Origin of the sequence: Sodalis sp. RH21 (genome assembly GCF_047324175.1) — a bacterium.
Lineage (GTDB): Bacteria > Pseudomonadota > Gammaproteobacteria > Enterobacterales > Enterobacteriaceae > Acerihabitans.
The window spans coordinates 4,446,560-4,468,373 of sequence record NZ_CP178732.1 but is presented as its reverse complement, the minus strand read 5'-3'; the positions used below and the strand labels follow the sequence as shown (position 1 = coordinate 4,468,373).

Here is a 21,814-nt window from a genome sequence, read left to right as displayed (position 1 = left end):
GTGTTTTTATGAAAAGTCTGTTCATCGCTCAAAGTTGCTCGAGAGCATAGCTGCAGTCGGTTATGTGCCAGGAGGGGACGTCAGCCACAGATATCGATAAAGTCAGTGGAGAGTCCCTGGATGGCAACCCAAATATCAAACGTCTTTAACAGGAACGTCAGATACCCCAGAGACTACCTTGAAAAATTTGTCCCCCAGTCTCGCATTGTCAGCAAAATTGGCTCTAGAGAATGCCCCAGTTCGGTGAGCGAATACTCAACGCGTGGAGGAACCTCTGCGTAGATCTGGCGATGGATAATGCCATCAGCCTCCAGTTCTCGAAGCTGCAACGTCATCATTCTTGGTGTCGCGGATGGAGTCCTCCTACAGAGCTCATTAAATCTGAGCATACCTTCAAGCAGGTGAAACAGTATGACTGGTTTCCATACGCCACCAATTACTGAAAGCGTCACTTCAACCGCACAGCCGGTACGCTGTGGCTTTCGTATCCTGCTTTTTGAGCCTTCAATACTATCATTCATGATACTACATACCTTTTTTGTACGTACTTATTAAATAGTCATTGTCCTGTTAGGCTGGGTTTTTTACAAGGAGACATGATATGAAAACTTACGTTCTTACAGGCAACGCATCACCCGCTCTCAAACTCTGCAATCAGCCAGCGCCACTAGCAGGGCCAGGTGACGTGGTGGTGGATGTGAAGGCCGCTTCGCTCAATTACCGGGATTTGCTGGTTGCAGAACAAACGCAGGGAGATATCCCTCTATCAGACGGTGCAGGCATTATCAGCGCAGTGGGGGCTGATGTTGTGCATTTCAAACCAGGCGACCGTGTCGTCATTGGCTTTATGCCTGGCTGGGTTGAGGGTGATTTTTCTGCAGAAAAAAAAGCCTGTTCGTTGGGGGGACCAGGCGTAAATGGCGTCCTGGCCGAGCAAGTTACCGTTGCGGCTTCAGGTGTGACCCGCATACCGGATAGTTTGTCATTTGAAGAAGCCGCAACACTTCCCTGTGCAGGCGTGACTGCATGGTCCGCGTTATTTGAACGTCGGCCATTACAACCGGGTGAAACGGTGCTGTTACTTGGGACCGGCGGCGTATCCATTTTTGCGCTGCAACTGGCGAAGCTGGCTGGCGCTCGCGTAGTAATTACATCCAGTTCAGATGAGAAGTTGAAGCGTGCGCGGGAACTCGGTGCCGACTTCACAATCAATTACCGCAACACTCCGGAATGGGCAGATGAAGTTATTAAACTCACTGGCGGCATTGGTGCAGACCTGACCGTTGATGTTACGGGGCCTGCAACCTTAAACGCCTCCCTGAAAGCTACCCGCTCCGGCGGACGCATATCGCTGATGGGAGTGTTGAGTGGTTTTAGTGGGCCAATTGACACCGCTGCTATTCTCGAAAAACGTATCACGCTGCAGGGTATCTATGTAGGGCCTGTTTCCACTCTTAGCGCACTGGCGCGGACGCCGATTAAGCCCTACATCGATAAAGTTTTTTCATTTGAAGATGCAGAGTTGGCCTATAAGAGCCTTAGAGAAAAGAATCACTTCGGTAAGCTGGTGATTCGCATGTAAAAAATCATCTTGCTGCCCGAGCCCCTTAATTGCAACGTCTTGCGGTTCGGCGAAGATTAGGGGCTTTTTTATATGGCTAAGGGCGTTTGAATAACTATCTAAACATCCGCTGCTCGCTCATAACAGCCCCAGGTCGTTTCCGTGGGCAGGTTAGTACCAGAAGCGGATACTACAAACCTATTAACATTGCAGTGCGTTAACAGCGCGTACAACAAAAAGCAATTCTCCCCTTCCGCCAGTACTAATACCCCACGCTGGTGATCTGTTTTAAAATCAACCTGATCGAGAGTGTCACTGAAACTCAGCGTTCACGTGTCCAGATGGTTCTTACCCGCAGCGAGTGATAACCCGCCCTCACATCAAAGCTGCTCTGACCCGCGAATATTCCACTTTGTTCCTGCACCAAGTCGTAGTTGCTGGTCATTTTGTCTCGACTGGCGTTCAGACAGGCGGAGGCTGTTCTGGCCCCGAAGGTGTATGAGTGGACGTAATTATCCGGTTTATACTAATTGCATAATTATAGACCCCGGGCGGGCCGTTAAGGCTGCGCCCGACTGGGGAGTGACTGATTGCAAATTAATTGCTAGAATACCGATTCATTTATCTATTCATTAATCTATTCATTGAGTGGTGTAACACTATGCCTATTCGTTCCGACAGGATACGCCTGCTGCTCAGCCAAGGGCCCATGACATCTCGGCAACTAATTGAAATATTAGGAGTTAGCCAGCCAACAGTTTCCCGAGCATTGAGAGCTCTTGGTGATGATGTCGTTCGAATCGGAGCGGGTCCACATATTCAACATGCCCTACGAGATGCCCATCGAGGATTCAGATGCGCGCCCATTTACCGCATCACCGATGAAGGGCATGTTAAACATCTTGGCAAGCTCATTCCGGTTCGTCCGGACGGATTTGTTATGGTGCAGACCGACAACGTGAGTCTCCATAGCGACGGGCTGCCGTGGTGGCTGTTTGATATGCGACCACAGGGGTATCTCGGGCGAGCCTACGCATCAACGTACGCCGCCGAGCTCGGCTTGGAAGCGAATCCAGATCAATGGGCAGACGCGGATGTAGTCAGAGCGTTGCTCACACATGGCCATGATGCCATCGGCAACCTGCTGATAGGGGAGAAGGCACGGAACCATTTCTTGGAGATGCCAGAACCCACCCCAGTTGAGCCCGCCACAGCGTACCCCGCACTGGCGCTGGCGGTTGGCGCTGGCGAGGTACCAGGGTCATCTGCAGGAGGTGAGCAACCGAAATTCTGCACCTATACAGAACGTGGCCATGTGTTAGTGAAATTCTCTGCTCCGGACGATAACCCGATCAGCGAACGCTGGCGTGACCTCCTGTTGGCCGAACACCTGGCGCTGAGGGTGCTTGGCGTGGAGACAGCGGTGTTTGATTTTGGTGGCCAGCGATTCCTCGAGATCCCCCGATTCGACCGCGTTGGCCAACTGGGTCGTATCGGCGTCTTTTCACTGCGGGCACTTGATGCGGAGTTTGTCGGCAATGCCAGAGCCTCTTGGCCGGTTCTGGTCAATAAACTTGTTACGGAGGGACATGTCCATCCTGAGGCCATCATCGGTACAGCTCGACTTTGGGCATTCGGGATGCTGATCGGCAATACCGACATGCACGCCGGCAACCTGTCGTTCATCAGTAACCATGGCCGACCATATCACCTCGCACCGGCATACGACATTCTGCCCATGGGGTTCGCCCCCAGAACGGGTGGCGCAATCTCAAACGAACTTAGACCGGCGTCACTGCCGGAAGTGATCAACCCGGATACCTGGCGGGAAGCACTGGACTTGGCTGAGAACTTCCTTGTCATAGCCAGCAGTTGCGACCGCTTCTCCGCTAATTTCGCCCCATGCATTGAGGCATTACATCGCCACCTTGATGGGGCCAGATCACGTATCGCCCGCCTAGGATAAAAAGCGGATTTAACTTTACTGACCCTCTATTTTTTCAGGCTAATATAATCCAAAGCGTGCGGGTATATAAACGTTGTAGCTTCAGGTAATACGTAAGTTTCTCCATCAGCAAGGCGGCATATCTGAGCTGATAGCCTTAATCATAATGTACTCGAACGGTGCCTTGATGTGCTGTTTGCTGCCGATGTAGGTGCCTTGTATCAGTCCATTATCGAGCAAATGGTGGGGTGCTTGGGGTTCACGAGTTCGGCCGTACTGAATCGTCACGAGTTTAACAGACACCTCAGAGTTCACTTGAGATGACTCAGAGGTGTCGATGAAATGTAAGATTAACTTCCGCTTCACGCCCTGAGACATTCGACAAGCTTTTTATGGCTTCAGTAAGGGCGAGTGTCGCGCTTCGAGTGCCAGCAAATATTTCGCTTCGTCGTAGCGGGTTCTGGTCTTCCAGCAGCGGTAAATGATCCTTATCCATTTGAATGCCAGAGCACGAATCGCTGATTGATGAGATTTTCCTTTTTCTCGCTGTCCCTGATAATACAGCCTGGCCCAGTATGATGAGTTAACCGTTTTCGCCGTCCATTCCACGAACGTCTGTCGAACGAACTTGGCACATTGCCATCGCCAGTGAACCCAGGATTTCTGGCCACTTCGTTCTGTTACCGGTGCTATACCTGCGTAGTTTTGAATTTCTTCTGCGCTATTAAAACGGTCACGGTTATCGCCAAGTGCAGCAAGCATACGCGGGCCCATGCACGGCCCCATACCCGGAAGTGATTTAAACAACCCTGCATCTGGCAATGTGTCAAACAGCGTTTCGATTCGTTCATCATAGGTTTTGATGATTTCACTCAAAACTTTAATTTGTGTCGCCAGTGCTGTTGCCATCAAGGCATTAGCCTCTATAACACTCGGGTCTGTAGTTAATGGGATCGCATTATCAATACTCGCAACACGTAGCTCGGTAAGGGCCATTGCGCGGCCACCTTTGGCATTAAGGAAGTTGCGAATAGTGTCGCGCCTCGCGCGTTTCAGTTGTTGCAGACTGGGCCATCGTATAAGCAGTTCACACAACAGCAAGCTACCCCGGTGTGAGAACCATTCCAGAAGTTGAGGATAATATTGTTTAAGGGTGTTGATTAACCTGTTCACAAAACGGCGTTTGTCTTCAATCAGTTGTCGACGCTGTTCAACCAGCTGTTGAAGTAATCGAATATCCGCATTGTCGGGTTCAATGGCTTTGATCTTTTTGGGATAACGTAACATCAGCTCCAACGCCAGTTCTGCATCCTGCGGGTCGTCTTTTGCCCCACTGGGCCAGAAGGTCTGTCTGTAGCGAGCAAGTGATAACGCATGAACAGGAAAAACAGTGATAAATGGGTATTTTTGTAGTGCGGACACCACTGGGCCTTTTTTGAGTTCAACAGCGACTGCAATCTTACCTTTCACTTTTTTGTGCAACGCTTTCAGCCAGGTATCAAGTGCTTCCGGCGTATGTTCAATGACATGAAAGACACGTTCACCATTGTTAAACTGAACACAGACATCGTGTTTTTTATCTGCCCAGTCCAGACCAACATGTGCAGCAAATTGATTAGTCGCAGTCATCACCAACTCCTTCTCATCGGGGATTGGTATGCATTCCACGCTCTTCGAAAGAAATATAGCCAGCAGTTATCTGCATGCCCTGAGTATTCGTTAGCGAACGTGGAGCACCTACTGGCTCGAAAGAAAAGCGGCGATCATCACGTGATTCTCGCTCAATATTCGTAGCCAGTAAGCGCATACCCTGAATCACTTAAAAGTGTAATTCTCAGGGTGCGAATGACTATATTTCGCTCTTAGCCGCCAGTAAACTATCAGCTAGCGCCGGAGTACCTGAAGCGACCAGTATTACTTTTCAAGGAATTCAAAGCATGGCCAGTTGGTAATCCCTGCGAAAAACCGGGGTACCTAGTATTTTAAGCGGGTCAAAGTGTATGGATCATCAAGGAGCAAATACACATTGTGCGAAGATTGATTTAAATGGAATTTTGAGTGGCCGTAAGAATGAGCTACATTATCCAAAGATGCCGACATGTGCTTAAAGCGTGGCCGGCTTTTACTCAACTATTATGAAAGCGTGTATTTATCGTTATTACACTTCACTTTAGTGATATCCATTGCGCTTGACGACAGGCCGGTAATATGAAAGTCTCGACCGAAGTCGGGACGATTGTTTAGTCTCCAGAACCTCAAAAGGCATATATTAACTATAAAAATGGGCATTCAAAATCCATTGATTACAACTTCACCCGAATAATATTCTTTAAAAAAATTTTCTTCGGGCCTAAAAATAAGTTTTTTAAAATTATATATTTTAATTTTATTGTTCTCGATTGTAATTAACGATTGGCCAATAAACTCCAAGCTTATTCCTTCTGAAAAAACAATATTAAACCCAACGGCATTGTTATCAATAGATTTGATGACATATTGATTATCAAATGGTCGTCCATAAGGCCCATCCGGTAGAAAGAAATAAAAAGAATCCTTATTCTTACTCCAATTTATTATTTCATTTTCGATTGTCATTTTTTTATAATCCATTCATTTTTTACTGTTGGCAGATAGACTTGTTTTCCGCCGCCATGAAGTGTTGCATGTAAGCCTTCTGATCCCGTTTGACCGGCGGCATAACCTTCGTAATATACTGTACCGGTAGGTACTTTCATGACTGATTGATTCTCAAAAGTGTTACCCCATTCGGGCAGCACAGCACTATCTAGCTGAGACTGTAGGGGGCCTTTCGATGGTTCTAATGTCCAATAACGACCGTTTACCTTTGCTGACCCACCATGATCTCGGTAAAAGTATATGTCTTTATTAGCAGTTTTTTCAAGGTAAGTTCCACTCCTAAAAGTCGATGCGGGAGATTTTAAATCATTTGGATTGCCCAATGGGCCCATCTGATGAGGTCCATACGAACTAATAGTAGTGTCATGTATTGCACTATTTACATACCCTAAAGGCTTAGGGGCTGCTTTAACTGGGATATTTTTGACGGCTCCTGCTGCAGCCCCTGCGTTAATTGCCACTTTCCCGACTTTAGCCGCGCCTACTCCGGCCAATCCAAGTGAGGCAACATCGGTTACCAGCTTGCCTCCTTCGACCCCAGCCTCAAAATATCCAGCAAGCTCGCCTCTTTCTTGAGCTGCAACCATATTGTCGATATGGGCTACCCACTTATCCTTGATAGCCTCGGATACATTACCCAGCACATTTCCACTTGTGGCTAAAGCCTTAAGAGCTGCGGCAGTTTCAAGAGGGTGTTTACCCATTTCAACTATTCCGCGCACTACGTCATGCAGTTCAGCAGGAACGCCTGCGGCCATCCCTCCGGCAAAAGCAAGTGCCTGGCTGGCTTCAATAGCGGTCCATTTTACATTTGTACCTACTTGACTCGCCAATGTATCACTGGCGACTTTCTCTTGTGATTTTTGTGATTGCTGTGTGATGCTTAAAAAGCTTAATTTTGACGCCAACGCAACACGCGCAGCAATTTGTTTCACCTCATCGAGTTGGATATTTCTAGCTTGAATTATTTCTTTTATAAATTTATACTCTTGGATCGATGCATTAATTTGTCCTTTTTTATAATCTAATTCAAGATTACGTTGATTATTCCATTCTTTTTCCAACAATTGCTTGGAACTCGTAGGCAATGCCATAGATAAAGTTCTATTAATATTAGCATCGTAATGCGCATTTATTAATGGTGGGTGTGTATTACGCATTTTAATTCTATCATCTGCTTGCTGCAACCATGATTCTGCTTTATTTTTAAGAGAGTCGATTGAACTTATGACGGAATCATAATTATTTTCAGAAGATATAAGCAGCTCGGCATTTTTTTTTGCGTCCGCTAATGATATTTTATAAGAATTCATTCTATCTAGTGCTTCATTTTCTCTTCTTAACTCATTTCCAGTGTGAGTTAGTTCGGATTCAGCGATTTGCTTTATTATACGTCCTTCAGTGATATTATAATTTCTATCGGTTAATGTATGAGCTATTATGTTATATTCATTTTGCGCTATTTTTATATCATGATGTTTGTCGTTAATTTGTATTTGGCGCAGTCCATTCCAGTGAGCTTCAAGATGTATACGTGTCGCGTGATCGAGTATAGGATTAATGTTTTTTATTTGATGATCGAAATGCGAATGGATCATGGGGAAGTGGCTATCGAGTCCACTTATCCAATTTTGGGTCTCTCGCATCATCTCTTCTGCGCGGGATTTTAAACGTTCTGCAAGTTCGATGGTTTTATTAGCGTAATTTAATTTGGCTTCAGAACAGCGATTTCGGTCTTCTTTGCTCTTGTTAGCATTATTATATTTAGATATTGTTTGATTATGCTCATTTTTTATGCAAGCAATTTCATCCTTCATTTCTTGCATAAAGTTATCTATTTTTTGCCGCCGATCCTGACTTATCCCTGCTCGCAGTTGTCTGTCTTGAGCGTGATGATGCTGGGTTTCCTGTTGATGTTTTTGCTCCAATGCCAATGATGTAGCGCGCTGTCGAGCTTCTTCCGCCTGGCGATGTTGCTCCGCAACCAGCCTGTTGTGCTCTTCATTACGCCTGGCTATTTCTTCTTGCAGACGACATTGTTCTGCCATGAGATTGTTCTGCGCTTCAGCTATTTTGGCCATTTCCTGCTGGAGCTGCCGTTCATGTTCTTGCTTTTGTTGTTCTGCTAATTTATTTGCTCTCTCCCAAGCTTTTGCTGCACCTGTCTGAGCTGCCGCAATGCGCATGGATGCCATGGTTTTTGCCATTTGGCCTTTGAAATTTGCCTGTGTGTTTTGTATGCTTCTTGCTATTGCCGCATCTGAATGTTGTCGTTGTTTGGTGAATGAAAGTTGTAATTTATTCTGGAGGTCTAGCTGTAGGTTTCTATTTCTCTCACTTTCAACTTTCATATGATTCAGGGTAAATTGCTGGCCTTCTATCAACCTCCTTACCTGCTGTTGCTGTGCATCCAGCCTGGCCGATTCGGCAGCAGTAGCTTTTAAGCTTGCAAATTGGGCCTCGGTAATCATTCTTTGCGTATGTGCAGCTTGTTCTTGAGCACCTGTATGAATAGGTACTACATTATCTGGATATAATGTATTATTGGTTTGAGCACTATCGGTAGGGTTGTTATAAACACCACATAATATACTACTAAATCCTTTAGACTTATCAAAAGGTATATTTATGCAATCTTCTGTTGTTGCAGGGGGATTGGCATAAACAGTTAGAGTTTCGTCCATGATATTTCCTGGTTTAATCTGTTAATTATTAATTTAAAATATTAATGGCATTTCATAGAGTTGAAATGCGTCATGCAAACGAGATAAATTAACCACAGAAAATATCACGGAATGTTAAATGAAATTGAGATAATAAAATAAGCAATTGGCAATATAATATGATTAGCTGACTAATAATATAAGGTGTGGCGGTATTGGGCGGCGGCTGTAATTAATGAGGTATGACTAGTTCATGTTTTTAATGGGTTGGCTACGGTACCGGGTTATCGATGCGCTTGATAATCGACTCATTGTCGTTGTGACTATTTCCCACAGCTTTGCCCACAGGATGAAATGCAAAATCATCCGCAGGGATGGCGCCGTCATGCGCCAGCTCCTCAGTTCCTACAGGCGTTGTATCTGGCGATAACCATCTGAGCGAGGCTTCTCGCTTCTTTGGCCTAGGCGGGTTGGTATCCCCCCATGACCGGCCGATAGATTCGCCATCCTGGGCGCCCACAAACTCGACGTCAGGCTTAAGGAATTCGAGGAATTTCTCTCTGGTATCGATCCGGGCAAATCGGCCGCACATGATGGTCGTCTTAGTTGTAAGGGGGATCATAAGTATAGGAGGGAATTTAAGATGGGACGATGTTGGGGCAGGTAACGGGTCGCAGGGAAGCACAACCATTTACATCTTCCAGCATCTTGGGACGTGTGAGCGCGGCAGAATGCGGTAAGTTAATGATTAATTAGCTGAAACTTAGAATTCGTAATGCGAAGATCATAGGTTCGACTCCTATTATTGGCACCATCTTTTCTCATAAAATCATTAAGTTACTGTTGCAGTATTTTGCTTTGTTCAACACTAAAGTGCATTTTTGTGTTTTGTAGGTGTGGCAAAATTGTGGCAAAGCTGATTTGTCAGCAATGCATCAGCACGCTCAACATGTCACTGCATTGCAAGTTTGACGAATTGACCCCAGCGGATAAAGAATTTGGTTTCACACCAGACTGGCTTATGAAAAGTCTGTTCATCGCTCAAAGTTACTCGAGAGCATAGCTGCAGTCGGTTATGTGCCAGATATAGTCATTTGCCCCCTGAGAGTTACACTTTTAAGTAATTCAGTGTATGCGCTTACTAATTACGAATATCGTGCCAAAGCGAACGTTATCATGCATTAATTAGATTTAGCAGAGGATCACAACAACCCAATATTTTCAGCGAGTTATATTTGAGCACATGGGGGGGGAATTACTACAATGATTTGCTAATCAACAGCCTTTTACTCAAAATGCACGAGGTACCGCATAATCATTAAAACCTATCGAGTATATTCAATTACTAGGCAATGCTAGATATTAATATCATTAATGCTAATTTCTCACTCTACACTATAGAGCAGTAGTTAGTAACCTCCTTCGGTGATAAAGTTTTTTAAAAGTCATCAATTGGAGAAGTATTTTATGTGTAATGACAAATGAAAGAGTACTGTTGTACCAGAAATTAATATACCGAACTCAATGCGATATGTCTTTGATCAGCTAAAAAACCTTTATGGCATAAGAGAATTGTCTGCAAGATTGATTTACTGCAACTAGGCCGCTGCTCATTTGCTTGGAACCAAATCACCCGAGGATATTATAGGTAAGTATGATTGTGAAATTGATAATGATCTTATCGCAGTAGATGGCGTAGTAGATTGATTTGACAATCAATACAAGAGAGTTATAAACACTCAGGAACAATTTTCAACGTTAGCGCTACATCCTCATGCGGTTGACTACCTATATATTTTTAAAAAATGCCTTTCTATAATGATGATCATGAATGCGTTGGAATGTTTGGATACAATGTCGAGCTAACAGTTTATTCGTTGAATGATTATATTAAAGGGCATATGCCAGGATCATTACTGATGAATAAACCGGATGATATATTCACAAAGAGGGAGTGCGAACTTGTGTTTTATCGCGTTCAAGGCTTGAAATCGAAAGAAGCCGCTGCAAGATTAAATCTTTCATTACACACATTTAATAATTATATGCAGAGGATATATACAAAAGCTTGCGTAACGAAAATGGGTGAGTTCAGGGAGTATTGCGAAAAACTTAATTATCATCGTTATCTTCCTAAGAGGTTTTTAACGAGGGAATCCATTAATCGTTGTCGTGGCGTTCCTGCGCCTCTCGCTTTTCCGTTGTTCCAAGAAATTCCCTAATCTGTTTTCCGCCGGGTAGCCAGCAGTTTGCGTACCAGACGTTACCTCGGCGAAAAATGGACATGGCTTATCCTTTCGTGCATTCCCCACGCTCGCCGCACCGTATTGATCGGAATGTTGAGTGCGGCAAGGCCATGCACATCCTCTGCCTACCTCCTGATTGCATATTGGCAAAATGTTGATCTTGTGTTACAAAAAATGTTTGAAATCTCTTGGTTGAGTCATTGTTTGTAACATTTAAAGCGAGGAAAGAAAGATGAGAACAGTGTTTTTGGGAATGGTAACGGCAGCCGCTCTGGTACTGACCGCCTGTTCAAGTGGTATAACGGGCGGTGAGGATAAATACAGTACCTCTTACGTGCAATCGCATATTACCGAAGGTAAAACGACGCAGGCTCAGGTTCAAAGCCTGTATGGCGTACCTGACGATAATGAAAAGTCGTCTCACGGCACAACGTGGGTCTATCACAAAAATGGTAATTTGAGTGATGTTTCCAGCCTTGCAGGCTATATACCAGGCGCAAGCGCCGTATCAAGCGCGTTAGGTATGGCCAATACAGCTTCCTCCGCTTCCAGCAGTGCAAGCAAAGTGGCGGGCAAGACTAGTGGCGATACCGAAATCCACGGTAATCGTCTGTATATCACTTTCAATAATCAAAATGTTGTTGATTTCTGGAGCTTGAACTAAGCGCGATGCCCGGGTTTACCGCCCTACGATGATGGTTAGCAACGCTGTGAAGCGTAGCGATGCCATCATATGCTGAAGGGAGCTAGCTTCCTGTTTCCAAATTGATCCAATGGGCAATTTCCTGATAAGGAACGAATATGGTTTGATTCCTTTCAGGATGCGTTGCGGTAAAGACTCCCACGACTTTACCGTTATCGGCGTAAACCGGACCGCCGCTCATTCCCTGTATGCCGCCAGCGTTACTGAGCGCGATGAAACAGCTTTGCCGCGGTTTGTCCCACCAGCCGAATGTGGCCACTGCACCCGAGGATGACGTGGGCTCGGCCGTATAAGCGTTATAGCCGAACATGCTGATATGTTCCCCCTTGGTGGCCGGGGCCATTTTGGGTATGGGCTTGCCATGATTGTCCTGGTAGATAAGCGCCACGTCACACAAAGGATTGTAGGCTTTCACTTTTACCATCATCACCCTGGCGACATGGCCGGCGGTCAGACTGTAATTTTCCGTTACCGGGAAACTGGAGCCCACGGCACCGGCCAAAATCGGGATGCCGATAAAATGAAAATCCGCTTTCTTCTCTGCTTGCTGGTCAACATGGTACTGCCCCACCGCGCTACAGGCACCAAGCATTAGGCCTATTACTACGATCATCAGATACTTAGGCATAATCAAAACCCTTAATCAAAACGAATGCGTGACCGGCTGATAACTCATCCTTACTTGACGTTTATCTTGGTTACCGGAGAGCGAAAACAGACGGTGGTAGAGGTCATCCAGACTCGGTGGGTATAGTAGGGTGGTACAAAAGAGGTCTTCGCCGCCGGATGTTTGCGGGCATTGCGAGCGCTCATAGTGGTTTAAACACGAGAGAGGCAATGCCGCTATTGGCCCGGCCTCGTTAAATATAGTCAAAGGAATGCTTGCTGCCAAAACAATTTGATTATAATTTGACCTAATCATTGAGCGTCGGCGGGGGCAATCCGACAAGCAGTCGCCGGATTTAGCCGTCACTGGCCATATGATGTAATAGCGGATTTCAAGCATAAAAAAACCCGCGAAAGCGGGTCGTCAAGATAACGAAATGATACAAGGGTTGTCCGTACCAAGGGAATTTCTCCCCTGCAGGCATTTATAAATTTAGCCGTTGTTTAGTAAAACTAAACATAATTTATTAAGAAATTTAGAAAAAATTTAAAAAAAACCAAAGCATTGCCGCCGGCCGTGGATATCGGGCCGGCGACAATCCTGGGGCGGATTTATGCGCTTTTGCCAAGAGCGTCGATAACCGCCCGGGCAATGGTTTCGGTGGCAGGGGCATTATGCATGCCCCGGGCGGTGACCCGCTCAATGGCCTGCATAATATCCGCCGCCGCCGCCGGTTCGCCCAGGTGTTCCAACAGCAAGGCGCCGGACCAAATGGCGGCGATGGGGTTGGCGATGCCCTGGCCGGCAATGTCCGGCGCAGATCCATGCACCGGTTCAAACATCGACGGCGAGTCGCCGTCGGGATTGAGGTTCGCCGAAGCGGCGAATCCCAGCCCTCCCTGGATAGCGGCGCCCAGATCGGTGAGGATATCGCCGAACAGATTGGACGCGACGACCACGTCCAGGCTGTCGGGCTGCATAACGAAACGGGCGGCCATGGCATCGATATGATAGCGGGTAACGGCGACATCGGGATATTGCGCCGCAATCTCGTGGGTGATTTCATCCCACATCACCATGGTATATTTCTGGGCATTGGACTTGGTGACCGAGGCCAGTATTTTGCGGCGGCGGCGGGCCTGTTCAAAGCCAAAGCGCAGGATGCGCTCCACACTATGACGGGTGAAAACCGAGGTTTCCACCGCCACTTCCTGCGGCGTACCCTGATGCAATCGGCCGCCGGCGCCGCTGTATTCGCCTTCGGTATTCTCGCGGATGCACAGAATGTCAAAATCGCCCCGGCGCAGCGGCCCCTCAACGCCGGCCAGCAACCGGTGCGGCCGGACATTGGCATACAGATCGAAACCTTTGCGGATTGGCAGCAAGAGGCCGTGCAGCGAGACATTATCGGCCACTTGCTCCGGCCAGCCCACCGCGCCGAGCAGGATGGCATCAAAGGCGCGCAGCGTCTCGATGCCGTCTTCCGGCATCATTCGCCCATGTTGCAAATAATACTCGCAGGACCAGGGGAACCACTCTCCCCGCAGGCTGAAACCGTGATCGTCGGCGGCATGCTGCAGCACCCGCCAGGCCACGTCGGTCACCTCTACCCCGATGCCGTCGCCGGGGATGATCGCCACGCGGTATTGTTTCATGTTTTCTCCTCTTGCTTACTCTTCCAGGCCGCCGATACAGGTATATTTGCCGATCTGATAATTTGCAGCCCCCAATAACCGTCTTCGCATCCCAATGTCCGGTTACCGCCCGTATCCAGGATCAGTACACCCATTTCCAGGCTGAAACCGGCGATAAGCCCAACGTAAATTGCCGGCCTGGACATAAAAACGGTTGGTGCAACCGCGTCCGGCGTGGTGCCCGGCAGGGCGCCATTACCGAGAGCGGTTGCCTGCAGCCTACCTCTGTTATCGGTATCGCGCCATTGTCCGTTAATATAATTTTGCTGCCGCTAACAATCTTGCCAGCCAGCAACAGCCTTTCCCTCAAAATGGACCCGGTGCCCAGATGGCTGCGGGCGGAGGTATCCCGCCGGACATCGCGTTTCAGGCGGCAACTACGCGGATTATCTCCTCCCGTCGTCCCTGGGAATATTATTATGTGATACAGATCCTTTATTTTTGCCGTTTCGATCGGAATCGGAAAAAAAATTTCCCTTTTTAAGGTTTTTTTATGAGCCTTACGTGATAAACATTCATTCTCATTTAATACTATACATTCCGAGGTAAGACTTGATGAATAAAAATGAAAGACAAAAAGCGATTCGAGTTAAACTGGTGAGAGATAAAAATGTCTATGTTGGCGACTTAGCGAAAGAACTAAGTGTGACGACGCGCACGATTCGCAATGATTTAAAAGAATTAAGCACCCATGCCATTTGTGTGCTATTCCACGGTGGAGCGAAGTTAGTAGAAATAGCCGATGAATCAATGTTTGAAAAATCCGTCATCAATACTATTTTGAAAGGGCTTGGTGAAAATAGCTCTGATTTTTCTGTTGCTACCCAGCAAAAAGAGAGACTTCTCGACGGAGGAATTTATATTTTAGGTTCCTTTAATGTCGATATTGTTTCTGAAACTATGATGTTACCTCAGATAGGACAAACGATTCGATCCTCATCCACCAATTTTTATGCTGGGGGTAAAGGCACCAACCAGGCAGTGGCGGCAGCGAAAATAAACAATAATGTTCATCTGGCGATAAAACTAGGCATGGATGAATTTTCAGAAAAAGCAAGGAAATATATAACAAATACCGAAGTCTCATCATTTACTATTTTCGAAAACGAAATAGCCTCTACGGGCATTGCAATTGTGTGGGTTTCTAGTACCACCGGCGATAACATGATCAGTATCGACCTCGGCGCCAACGAAACGTTCACTCAAGAAGATATTCTGTTTGATTTAGAGATCATCCAGAACTGTAAAGTTTTTTTGACTCAGCTAGAGAATAATTTCCCTATTACACGGTTTGCGATTATGCAAGCTAAATCATTTCAGGCATTGGTTGTGGTAAACCCTGCGCCCTATGTATCAGAAGTAAAAGAGATATTGCATTTAATTGATATTATTACACCCAATAAGGTTGAAGCGGAAGCCTTGTCGGGCATGGCAATCACTGATATCAACTCAGCAAAATCAGCGGCTCGGCGTATTCATGACCATGGCGCCAAGTGTGTCATCATAACGCTGGGAAATCAGGGCTGTGTATTATTTGATGGCGACAGCTTTACCCACGTTCCCGCGTATAAATCTGCGGTTATTGATACCAGCGGCGCTGGTGATGCTTTTACCGGGGCGCTGGCCGGGTGTATTGCCAATGGAAAAAAATTGATAGATTCCGTGCAATATGCTTCCGCTTTCGCCTCTTTGAAAGTCGAGCGGAAAGGCGCCTCGAATATGCCGAATAGCGCACTGGTTTATCATCGCATGCAGCAGTAATAACTATTGCTTATCTTTATGATGTGAAGGTTTTTTTTATACCCGAAAGCTTGAAGGCGACTTCAAGTATACAGGGTATAGGGTCGACATAGTTGTGGCGACCACAACGCTGTTGTCTTTATCGTTACTCTCCCGAAAGGATAATTTCATGAAGAACCAACCATTTTATCAAGTCATCAGCGCCGCTGCGGTTCTGGCGCTTTCCGCTGTTATTGCTTTGCCCGTTTCCGCCGCCGACGCCCAGAACAACAAACCCAAAATCGCCTTGGTTATGAAATCACTGGCGAATGAGTTTTTCTTGACGATGGAAACAGGTGCTAAGGATTACCAGAAAAAAAATGCTGATAAATTTGATCTGATTTCAAATGGTATTAAGAATGAAACCGATACGGCTAATCAGATCCAAATTGTTGAGCAGATGATTGTATCAAAAGCGGATGCCATTATTATTGCTCCTTCAGATTCTAAGGCCCTGGTTCCCGTGGTTAAAAAAGCCGTGGATGCGGGAATTATTGTCATCAATATTGATAATAAATTTGATGCCGCAGTGTTGAAAGATAAAGGGCTGAATGTTCCTTTTGTTGGCCCGGATAACCGTAAAGGCGCAAAAGATATTGGTGACTATTTGGCTAAGCATCTGAAGAAAGGGGATGAAGTGGGTATTATCGAGGGTATCCCAACATCTACTAATTCCCAGCAACGCACGCAAGGTTATCAGGATGCCATGGCGCAGGGTGGAATGAAAGTCGTATCGGTCCAGTCCGGACAATGGGAAATTAATAATGCAAATGCCATCGCTGCGGCGATGCTGAGCGAGTACCCCAATATTAAGGCCTTATTGGCGGATAACGATAATATGGCGCTGGGTGCCGTTTCCGCAGTTCGTGCCGCGGGGAAAAAAGGCCAGGTCCAAGTCGTGGGCTATGACAATATCGAAGCAATCAAACCGATGCTGGCTGATGGCCGGGTTTTAGCAACCGCCGATCAGTTCGCGTCGCAACAGGCGGTTTTTGGTATTGATGCCGCGTTGGCGGCCTTGAAAAATAAGACAAAACAAAGCGAATTGGCCAGTAGTGTAGAAACGCCGGTAAAACTGGTTATTAAGCAATAATGGTTTAATGCAATTAATAATGAGCCAATTCAAAGGTTGGGATAGCCCCTAAGAACTTGACGTTGCCGCGGTGTTGGCTGCAACGTCAAGCCTGAAGGCAGGCGCCTGTGCCACAATGTTTTCGATTCGACGGTTAATTAATTTATGCTGCCATTACCGGATAAAAACCCAGATAAAATGACACATTATCATGAAATTCTATCAATAACGGGTATTGGTAAAACCTATAGCGAACCGGTGTTGACGGATATTAATCTGAAATTATACCCCGGAAAAGTGCTGGCCCTGACCGGTGAAAATGGCGCCGGAAAAAGTACCTTATCAAAAATTATTGGCGGCTTGGTAATGCCCACCGTGGGAAGTATGGTGTATCAGGGCCGGCCCTATGCACCGGCCAACCGGAAAGAGGCGGAAAAAAAAGGCGTGCGCATGGTAATGCAGGAACTGAATCTGCTCCCCACGCTTTCCGTAGCGGAAAATCTATTTATCGATCAATTGCCTCATCGCGCGGGGTGGATTAACCGTAAGCGCCTGCGCGCAATGGCTCAGCCGGTAATGGCTATGGTGGGCTTGCAAATGATTGATCCTGATACGCTGGTGGGCGAGTTGGGCATGGGTCATCAGCAAATGATTGAGATCGCCCGTAACTTGATAGGCGAGAGCCGCATTCTTATTTTAGACGAACCAACGGCGATGCTAACCAGCCGCGAGGTCGAATTATTGTTTAGCCAAATTCAGCTATTTAAACAGCAGGGCGTTTCGCTCATCTATATTTCTCATCGCTTGGACGAACTGGCGATGATTGCCGACGATGTTACCGTTTTGCGCGATGGCCACTTGGTATGTACCGACGATATTAAACGCTACAGCAGTGACCAACTGGTGTCACTGATGGTGGGCCGCGATCTGGAAAGTACCTTTGATTTAAGCAGCCGCCAGCAGGGCAAACCAATATTAACAGTAGAAAATTTCAAGCGGGGAAAAATCATTAAAGATGTCTCTTTTACCCTGCATCGCGGCGAAGTCCTAGGTATTAGCGGGTTGGTGGGCTCAGGGCGTACAGAATTATTGCGCGCCATTTTTGGTGCCGATCGTGCGGACAGCGGGCATTTATCCGTTGGCGATCCGCTCCAGCCCGTCACCATTCGATCTCCCGCCGATGCGATTGCGCACCGAATTGCGCTGGTCACTGAAGATCGCAAAGGTGAAGGGTTATTATTGCCGCAATCCGTTGCCGCCAATATTTCCCTGGGAAACCGCAATAAAATAAGCCGTTTCTCAATAATAAATTCGCGATATGAACAACGGTTGGCGCAAAAACAGATCAAAAGCCTGGGGATTCGCACCAGCGGCAGCGGACAGTCCGTCGAGAGTTTGTCCGGCGGTAACCAACAGAAAGTTCTGATTAGCCGCTGGCTGCAGCGCAACTGTGACGTCATTTTATTTGATGAGCCCACTCGCGGAATTGATGTGGGGGCCAAAAGGGATATTTATTTACTGCTTAACGAACTGACGCAAAATGGCAAAGGCCTGATTGTCGTTTCCAGCGATCTGCGGGAATTAATGTTAATTTGCGATCGCATTGCCGTACTTTCCGCAGGGAAACTGGTGGACATATTTACGCGTGGCTCATGGACTCAGGACCAACTGTTGGCTGCGGCATTTTCTGGCTACCAACAAACAGAAACGGTTACCGAAACGCAGGCGGGTACGGGAAAACAACATTATGAATAACACGTCATTATCTAATCATACCGGGCCGGATAAGATGAACCAACGGCCGGTGGCCAATCAATCATCGCGTTCTTCATGGCGCGGTCTGAGCAGCTACCTGGGATTAATCGGCGCACTCCTCGGGATGATTGTGCTGTTTTCCTTTCTCAGCGACCATTTTTTGAGCATGAATACCTTTAGCACCATCGCCAATCAGATCCCGGATTTGATGGTGATGTCGGTGGGGATGACGTTTGTTTTGATCATCGCGGGTATCGATCTTTCCGTTGGCTCATTACTGGCTTTAGCCGCCGCCGTCGTCAGCGTCACTTTTTTGAACCTGCATTGGAATCCCTGGATGGCGGCGCTATCGGGGGTGGTGCTGGCGACGTTGGTGGGTTCGCTTACCGGATTTGTCACGGTCTTCTGGCGTATCCCGTCTTTTATTGTGTCGTTGGGCATGCTGGAAATGGCGCGCGGGGCCGCTTATCAGTTAACGGATTCCCGGACGGCCTATGTAGGGTCAATCTTTGATTATTTGGCCGATCCGATCATTTTGGGGATCTCACCTTCTTTTGTCATCGCCGCCGTGGTGATTTTACTCGGGCACTTGATATTAACCCGGACCATTTTTGGCCGCCACCTTATTGGTATTGGCACCAATGAAGAAGCCGTGCGCTTGTCGGGGATTAATCCCGGCCCTTATAAAATCGCGGTATTTGCTTTGATGGGGGGACTATCCGGCCTGGCGTCGCTATTCCAGATTGCCCGCTTGGAGGCGGCAGATCCTAACGGCGGCGTTGGCATGGAATTACAGGTGATTGCCGCCGTCGTGATTGGCGGCACCAGCCTGATGGGAGGACGTGGTTCGGTAATTTGCACTTTCCTCGGGGCCTTGATTATTTCTGTATTGGCGGCGGGCCTGGCCCAAATTGGGGCCAGTGAGCCGACGAAACGCGTTATTACCGGCGCGGTAATTATTGTGGCCGTCGTATTGGATACTTATCGCAGCCAACGGCAGAAAAAATAATCTCTACTCTAGCCTTCACCATTTATTCAGGATATTGAGATGTTCAAAAAAAATATTGTTGTGCTGGGCAGCGTTAATCAAGACCATATCATTCGCTCGCATCATCTTCCTTGCCCGGGGGAAACGGTGGTCGGCCACCAGCATATCCTGGTTAACGGCGGCAAGGGCGCCAATCAGGCGGTTGCCGCCGCGCGGTTAGGGTCACAGGTGACCTTTGCCACCTGTGTGGGTGATGATCCTTTTGCGCATAGCGCAATAGCTGCGTTTAAGGCTGATGGCATAAATATTGATTCTATTGAAGTCTGCAAGAATGAAAATACGGGTATCGCCTTTATTTTAGTAGATGATAATGGCCAGAATTGTATTGCGATTTGCGCCAATGCCAATGCAAGGCTCACAAAAGCCGTGGTGGATCGGCATGCGGAAAAAATTAAACACGCGGACTTTTTACTCTTACAATTAGAGACGCCCATGGCGGGAATCGAGCAGGCTATCTTGCTGGCCCGGCAACAAAATGGATATGTCATACTCAATCCTGCGCCAGCACAGCCCTTGACCGATCGTCTGCTCTCGCAAATAGATCTGATCACCCCTAATGAGTCCGAGGCCGAAATCTTAACCGGCATTAAAGTGGTTGATGAAATAACCGCCGGTCAGGCGGCACGCTATTTTGTACAAAAAGGCGTGAAGAGCGTAATCATAACATTGGGGAGCCGGGGAGCTTATCTTTATCAAGATAATCAGGGCAGGTTGATCCCGGGATATCGGGTTAAAGCGGCGGATACCACCGCTGCCGGCGATACGTTTAATGGCGCATTGGTCGTCGCGTTAAGCGAAGGAGAAACGCTGGAGCAAGCGATCCTGTTTGCTCATAAAGCCAGCGCTATCTCGGTGACCAGGCTCGGGGCGCAAACGTCAATTCCCTATCGTCAAGAACTGGCGACCTTTGATTTTAACCCGGAGATATAAAAACCGGTGGTGACTCAAACGTCAACGCAGGGTATCAGTACGTATAGTTAAATTACGCTTAATAACGTTTCAGCTGCCAGGCTTGCTGCCTTGTTTTCAGCCGAGTTGCGGAGCCTACATGCGTTTTTGTGCGCTGTTCCTGTCTTCCAAACGAGGTGGATACCGCCATGCGCGGCATATTGGCAATCCCGGCATCTGAGAGCGGCCGATGTTGAATAGAAAATAGCTTATCCGGTTGCGTGCACGTCATGGGCGAACCCGCAACCGGCGGATAGCATCAGCCCGGAGGCGACACCGCAAAGCGCTTTCATGGCAGATGGCTGTTTAATAAAGTGCGTAGCGCTGGTTCGCTTGCGCGGAATTACGCCTGTTTGGCGCGGGAGGCGAACCATCGATCGAAACCGATTTTGCCCAACAGCGGGGAATTGTCCGATACTAGCGTGGTTTCCTGGACGATCGCGCCGAAATACGGCACTGATGATGATGCTTCAACCGTACGGCCATCACCTGTGGCCGACAGATATCTCTGTAGCAACTCGCCCATGCGAAACCGATCGGGACCTGCGATTTCGATGGTGCCATTACGTGCAGGCCCCACCGCTACCTCGGCCATAATGTCGGCGACGTCGTCAGCGGCAATTGGCTGAATGAGCGTGTCGGGCACGGTTATGCTGCCGCCGGCTTGCCCCGAATCGGCGATGGCGCCAAGAAATTCCAGGAACTGCGTGGCCTGGACAATCGTATAAGGGAGGCGCGAGGTTTTAATTAGTGCCTCCTGGACGAGCTTGGCCCGGAAATAGCCGCTCCCTTGCAAACATTCCGTGCCTACCACCGAGAGCGCGACATAATGCTTCACGCCCTGCGTTTTGGCCGCGCGCAGCAGATTACTAGTGGACGATTGGAAAAATTCGAGCACGGCGGCATCGTCAAATGATGGGGAGTTCGATAAATCCACAAGAACATCCGCTCCCTCGACGGTTTGCGCCAACCCTTCCCCGGTGACGGAATTGACGCCGCCGCGCGGAGAGGCGGCAATAACGTCATGTCCCGCGCGGCGCAGATGTTCGGCCGTCCTGGAACCGATAAGGCCGGTGCCGCCATTGATTACGATTTTCATCATTGCTCCTTTACGCCCCGTGAGGGGCGTTCTCGTTTGGGGGTGATCGGTTAGCCG

16 protein-coding genes and 1 pseudogene are annotated in these 21,814 nt (G+C 47.7%); 9 read left to right on the top strand and 8 right to left on the bottom strand.

Annotation, left to right across the window (positions count from 1 at the left end; genetic code table 11):
- Positions 1–173: 173 nt before the first annotated feature.
- On the bottom strand, positions 174–521 hold the full coding sequence (locus tag ACL2XP_RS20635) for a winged helix-turn-helix transcriptional regulator (RefSeq protein ID WP_413735031.1): 348 nt from the start codon (positions 519–521) through the stop codon (positions 174–176).
- An 80-nt stretch (positions 522–601) separates the two neighbouring features.
- On the opposite strand from ACL2XP_RS20635, the gene ACL2XP_RS20630 reads away from it, so the two are divergent.
- Both ACL2XP_RS20630 and yjjJ read left to right on the top strand, forming a co-directional pair.
- Positions 602–1,582 (top strand): zinc-dependent alcohol dehydrogenase family protein, encoded by a 981-nt coding sequence (locus ACL2XP_RS20630; protein ID WP_413735029.1) that lies wholly within the window; start codon positions 602–604, stop codon positions 1,580–1,582.
- 640 nt (positions 1,583–2,222) lie between these two features.
- Positions 2,223–3,527, top strand: coding sequence for a type II toxin-antitoxin system HipA family toxin YjjJ (yjjJ, locus tag ACL2XP_RS20625; protein WP_413735028.1), 1,305 nt, complete (start codon positions 2,223–2,225; stop codon positions 3,525–3,527).
- A gap of 369 nt (positions 3,528–3,896) precedes the next feature.
- Here yjjJ and ACL2XP_RS20620 read toward each other — a convergent pair whose 3' ends face one another.
- The 3 genes from ACL2XP_RS20620 to ACL2XP_RS20610 all read right to left on the bottom strand — a co-directional run bounded on the left by ACL2XP_RS20620 (position 3,897) and on the right by ACL2XP_RS20610 (position 8,827).
- Complete coding sequence (locus tag ACL2XP_RS20620) at positions 3,897–5,135, bottom strand: IS110 family transposase (protein WP_413735026.1); 1,239 nt, start codon at positions 5,133–5,135, stop codon at positions 3,897–3,899.
- 660 nt (positions 5,136–5,795) lie between these two features.
- A complete protein-coding gene (locus ACL2XP_RS20615; RefSeq protein WP_413735024.1) occupies positions 5,796–6,101 on the bottom strand; it encodes a hypothetical protein in 306 nt (101 codons plus the stop codon).
- Entirely contained in the window at positions 6,098–8,827 is a 2,730-nt protein-coding gene (locus tag ACL2XP_RS20610) for a hypothetical protein (RefSeq protein ID WP_413735022.1), read from the bottom strand. The genes ACL2XP_RS20615 and ACL2XP_RS20610 overlap by 4 nt, the downstream gene beginning before the upstream one ends.
- A 1,784-nt stretch (positions 8,828–10,611) precedes the next feature.
- On the opposite strand from ACL2XP_RS20610, the gene ACL2XP_RS20605 reads away from it, so the two are divergent.
- Positions 10,612–11,028 carry a helix-turn-helix transcriptional regulator gene (locus ACL2XP_RS20605; protein ID WP_413735021.1) on the top strand — a complete coding sequence of 139 codons (417 nt, stop codon included), beginning with the start codon at positions 10,612–10,614 and terminating at the stop codon, positions 11,026–11,028.
- On the opposite strand, the pseudogene ACL2XP_RS20600 reads toward ACL2XP_RS20605, so the two are convergent.
- A pseudogene (locus ACL2XP_RS20600) lies at positions 10,976–11,092 on the bottom strand (integrase); the annotation flags it as partial. The gene ACL2XP_RS20605 and the pseudogene ACL2XP_RS20600 overlap by 53 nt on opposite strands.
- 192 nt (positions 11,093–11,284) lie before the next feature.
- Here ACL2XP_RS20600 and ACL2XP_RS20595 point away from each other — a divergent pair.
- Entirely contained in the window at positions 11,285–11,716 is a 432-nt protein-coding gene (locus ACL2XP_RS20595; protein WP_413735019.1) for a hypothetical protein, read from the top strand.
- Between the two features lie 82 nt (positions 11,717–11,798).
- Here ACL2XP_RS20595 and ACL2XP_RS20590 read toward each other — a convergent pair whose 3' ends face one another.
- Both ACL2XP_RS20590 and ACL2XP_RS20585 read right to left on the bottom strand, forming a co-directional pair.
- The gene (locus tag ACL2XP_RS20590; RefSeq protein ID WP_413735017.1) at positions 11,799–12,383 is read right to left on the bottom strand and encodes a S1 family peptidase; all 585 of its coding nucleotides are present in this window, start codon (positions 12,381–12,383) and stop codon (positions 11,799–11,801) included.
- A gap of 590 nt (positions 12,384–12,973) precedes the next feature.
- Positions 12,974–14,017 (bottom strand): tartrate dehydrogenase, encoded by a 1,044-nt coding sequence (locus ACL2XP_RS20585; protein WP_413735015.1) that lies wholly within the window; start codon positions 14,015–14,017, stop codon positions 12,974–12,976.
- A 594-nt stretch (positions 14,018–14,611) separates the two neighbouring features.
- Here ACL2XP_RS20585 and ACL2XP_RS20580 point away from each other — a divergent pair.
- From ACL2XP_RS20580 to rbsK, 5 genes are all read left to right on the top strand, one after another.
- A complete protein-coding gene (locus ACL2XP_RS20580; RefSeq protein WP_413735013.1) occupies positions 14,612–15,817 on the top strand; it encodes a PfkB family carbohydrate kinase in 1,206 nt (401 codons plus the stop codon).
- Between the two features lie 148 nt (positions 15,818–15,965).
- Entirely contained in the window at positions 15,966–16,928 is a 963-nt protein-coding gene (locus ACL2XP_RS20575) for a sugar ABC transporter substrate-binding protein (protein WP_413735012.1), read from the top strand.
- Positions 16,929–17,072: 144 nt separating this feature from the next.
- A complete protein-coding gene (locus ACL2XP_RS20570) occupies positions 17,073–18,662 on the top strand; it encodes a sugar ABC transporter ATP-binding protein (protein WP_413735011.1) in 1,590 nt (529 codons plus the stop codon).
- Entirely contained in the window at positions 18,655–19,671 is a 1,017-nt protein-coding gene (locus ACL2XP_RS20565; protein WP_413735010.1) for an ABC transporter permease, read from the top strand. The genes ACL2XP_RS20570 and ACL2XP_RS20565 overlap by 8 nt, the downstream gene beginning before the upstream one ends.
- 39 nt (positions 19,672–19,710) lie before the next feature.
- The gene (gene rbsK / locus ACL2XP_RS20560; protein WP_413735008.1) at positions 19,711–20,640 is read left to right on the top strand and encodes a ribokinase; all 930 of its coding nucleotides are present in this window, start codon (positions 19,711–19,713) and stop codon (positions 20,638–20,640) included.
- 361 nt (positions 20,641–21,001) lie between these two features.
- On the opposite strand, the gene ACL2XP_RS20555 is transcribed toward rbsK, so the two are convergent.
- On the bottom strand, positions 21,002–21,760 hold the full coding sequence (locus ACL2XP_RS20555) for an SDR family oxidoreductase (RefSeq protein ID WP_413735007.1): 759 nt from the start codon (positions 21,758–21,760) through the stop codon (positions 21,002–21,004).
- Between the last annotated feature and the right edge of the window lie 54 nt (positions 21,761–21,814).

Coding starts and splice junctions, on each gene's coding strand:
- ACL2XP_RS20565 (WP_413735010.1), top strand. CDS start 18,655: ATGAATAACACGTCATTATCTAATCATACCGGGCCGGATAAGATGAAC.
- ACL2XP_RS20575 (WP_413735012.1), top strand. CDS start 15,966: ATGAAGAACCAACCATTTTATCAAGTCATCAGCGCCGCTGCGGTTCTG.
- rbsK (WP_413735008.1), top strand. CDS start 19,711: ATGTTCAAAAAAAATATTGTTGTGCTGGGCAGCGTTAATCAAGACCAT.
- ACL2XP_RS20605 (WP_413735021.1), top strand. CDS start 10,612: ATGCCTTTCTATAATGATGATCATGAATGCGTTGGAATGTTTGGATAC.
- ACL2XP_RS20615 (WP_413735024.1), bottom strand. CDS start 6,101: ATGACAATCGAAAATGAAATAATAAATTGGAGTAAGAATAAGGATTCT.
- ACL2XP_RS20610 (WP_413735022.1), bottom strand. CDS start 8,827: ATGGACGAAACTCTAACTGTTTATGCCAATCCCCCTGCAACAACAGAA.
- yjjJ (WP_413735028.1), top strand. CDS start 2,223: ATGCCTATTCGTTCCGACAGGATACGCCTGCTGCTCAGCCAAGGGCCC.
- ACL2XP_RS20635 (WP_413735031.1), bottom strand. CDS start 521: ATGAATGATAGTATTGAAGGCTCAAAAAGCAGGATACGAAAGCCACAG.
- ACL2XP_RS20590 (WP_413735017.1), bottom strand. CDS start 12,383: ATGCCTAAGTATCTGATGATCGTAGTAATAGGCCTAATGCTTGGTGCC.
- ACL2XP_RS20620 (WP_413735026.1), bottom strand. CDS start 5,135: ATGACTGCGACTAATCAATTTGCTGCACATGTTGGTCTGGACTGGGCA.
- ACL2XP_RS20585 (WP_413735015.1), bottom strand. CDS start 14,017: ATGAAACAATACCGCGTGGCGATCATCCCCGGCGACGGCATCGGGGTA.
- ACL2XP_RS20595 (WP_413735019.1), top strand. CDS start 11,285: ATGAGAACAGTGTTTTTGGGAATGGTAACGGCAGCCGCTCTGGTACTG.
- ACL2XP_RS20570 (WP_413735011.1), top strand. CDS start 17,073: ATGCTGCCATTACCGGATAAAAACCCAGATAAAATGACACATTATCAT.
- ACL2XP_RS20555 (WP_413735007.1), bottom strand. CDS start 21,760: ATGATGAAAATCGTAATCAATGGCGGCACCGGCCTTATCGGTTCCAGG.
- ACL2XP_RS20580 (WP_413735013.1), top strand. CDS start 14,612: ATGAATAAAAATGAAAGACAAAAAGCGATTCGAGTTAAACTGGTGAGA.
- ACL2XP_RS20630 (WP_413735029.1), top strand. CDS start 602: ATGAAAACTTACGTTCTTACAGGCAACGCATCACCCGCTCTCAAACTC.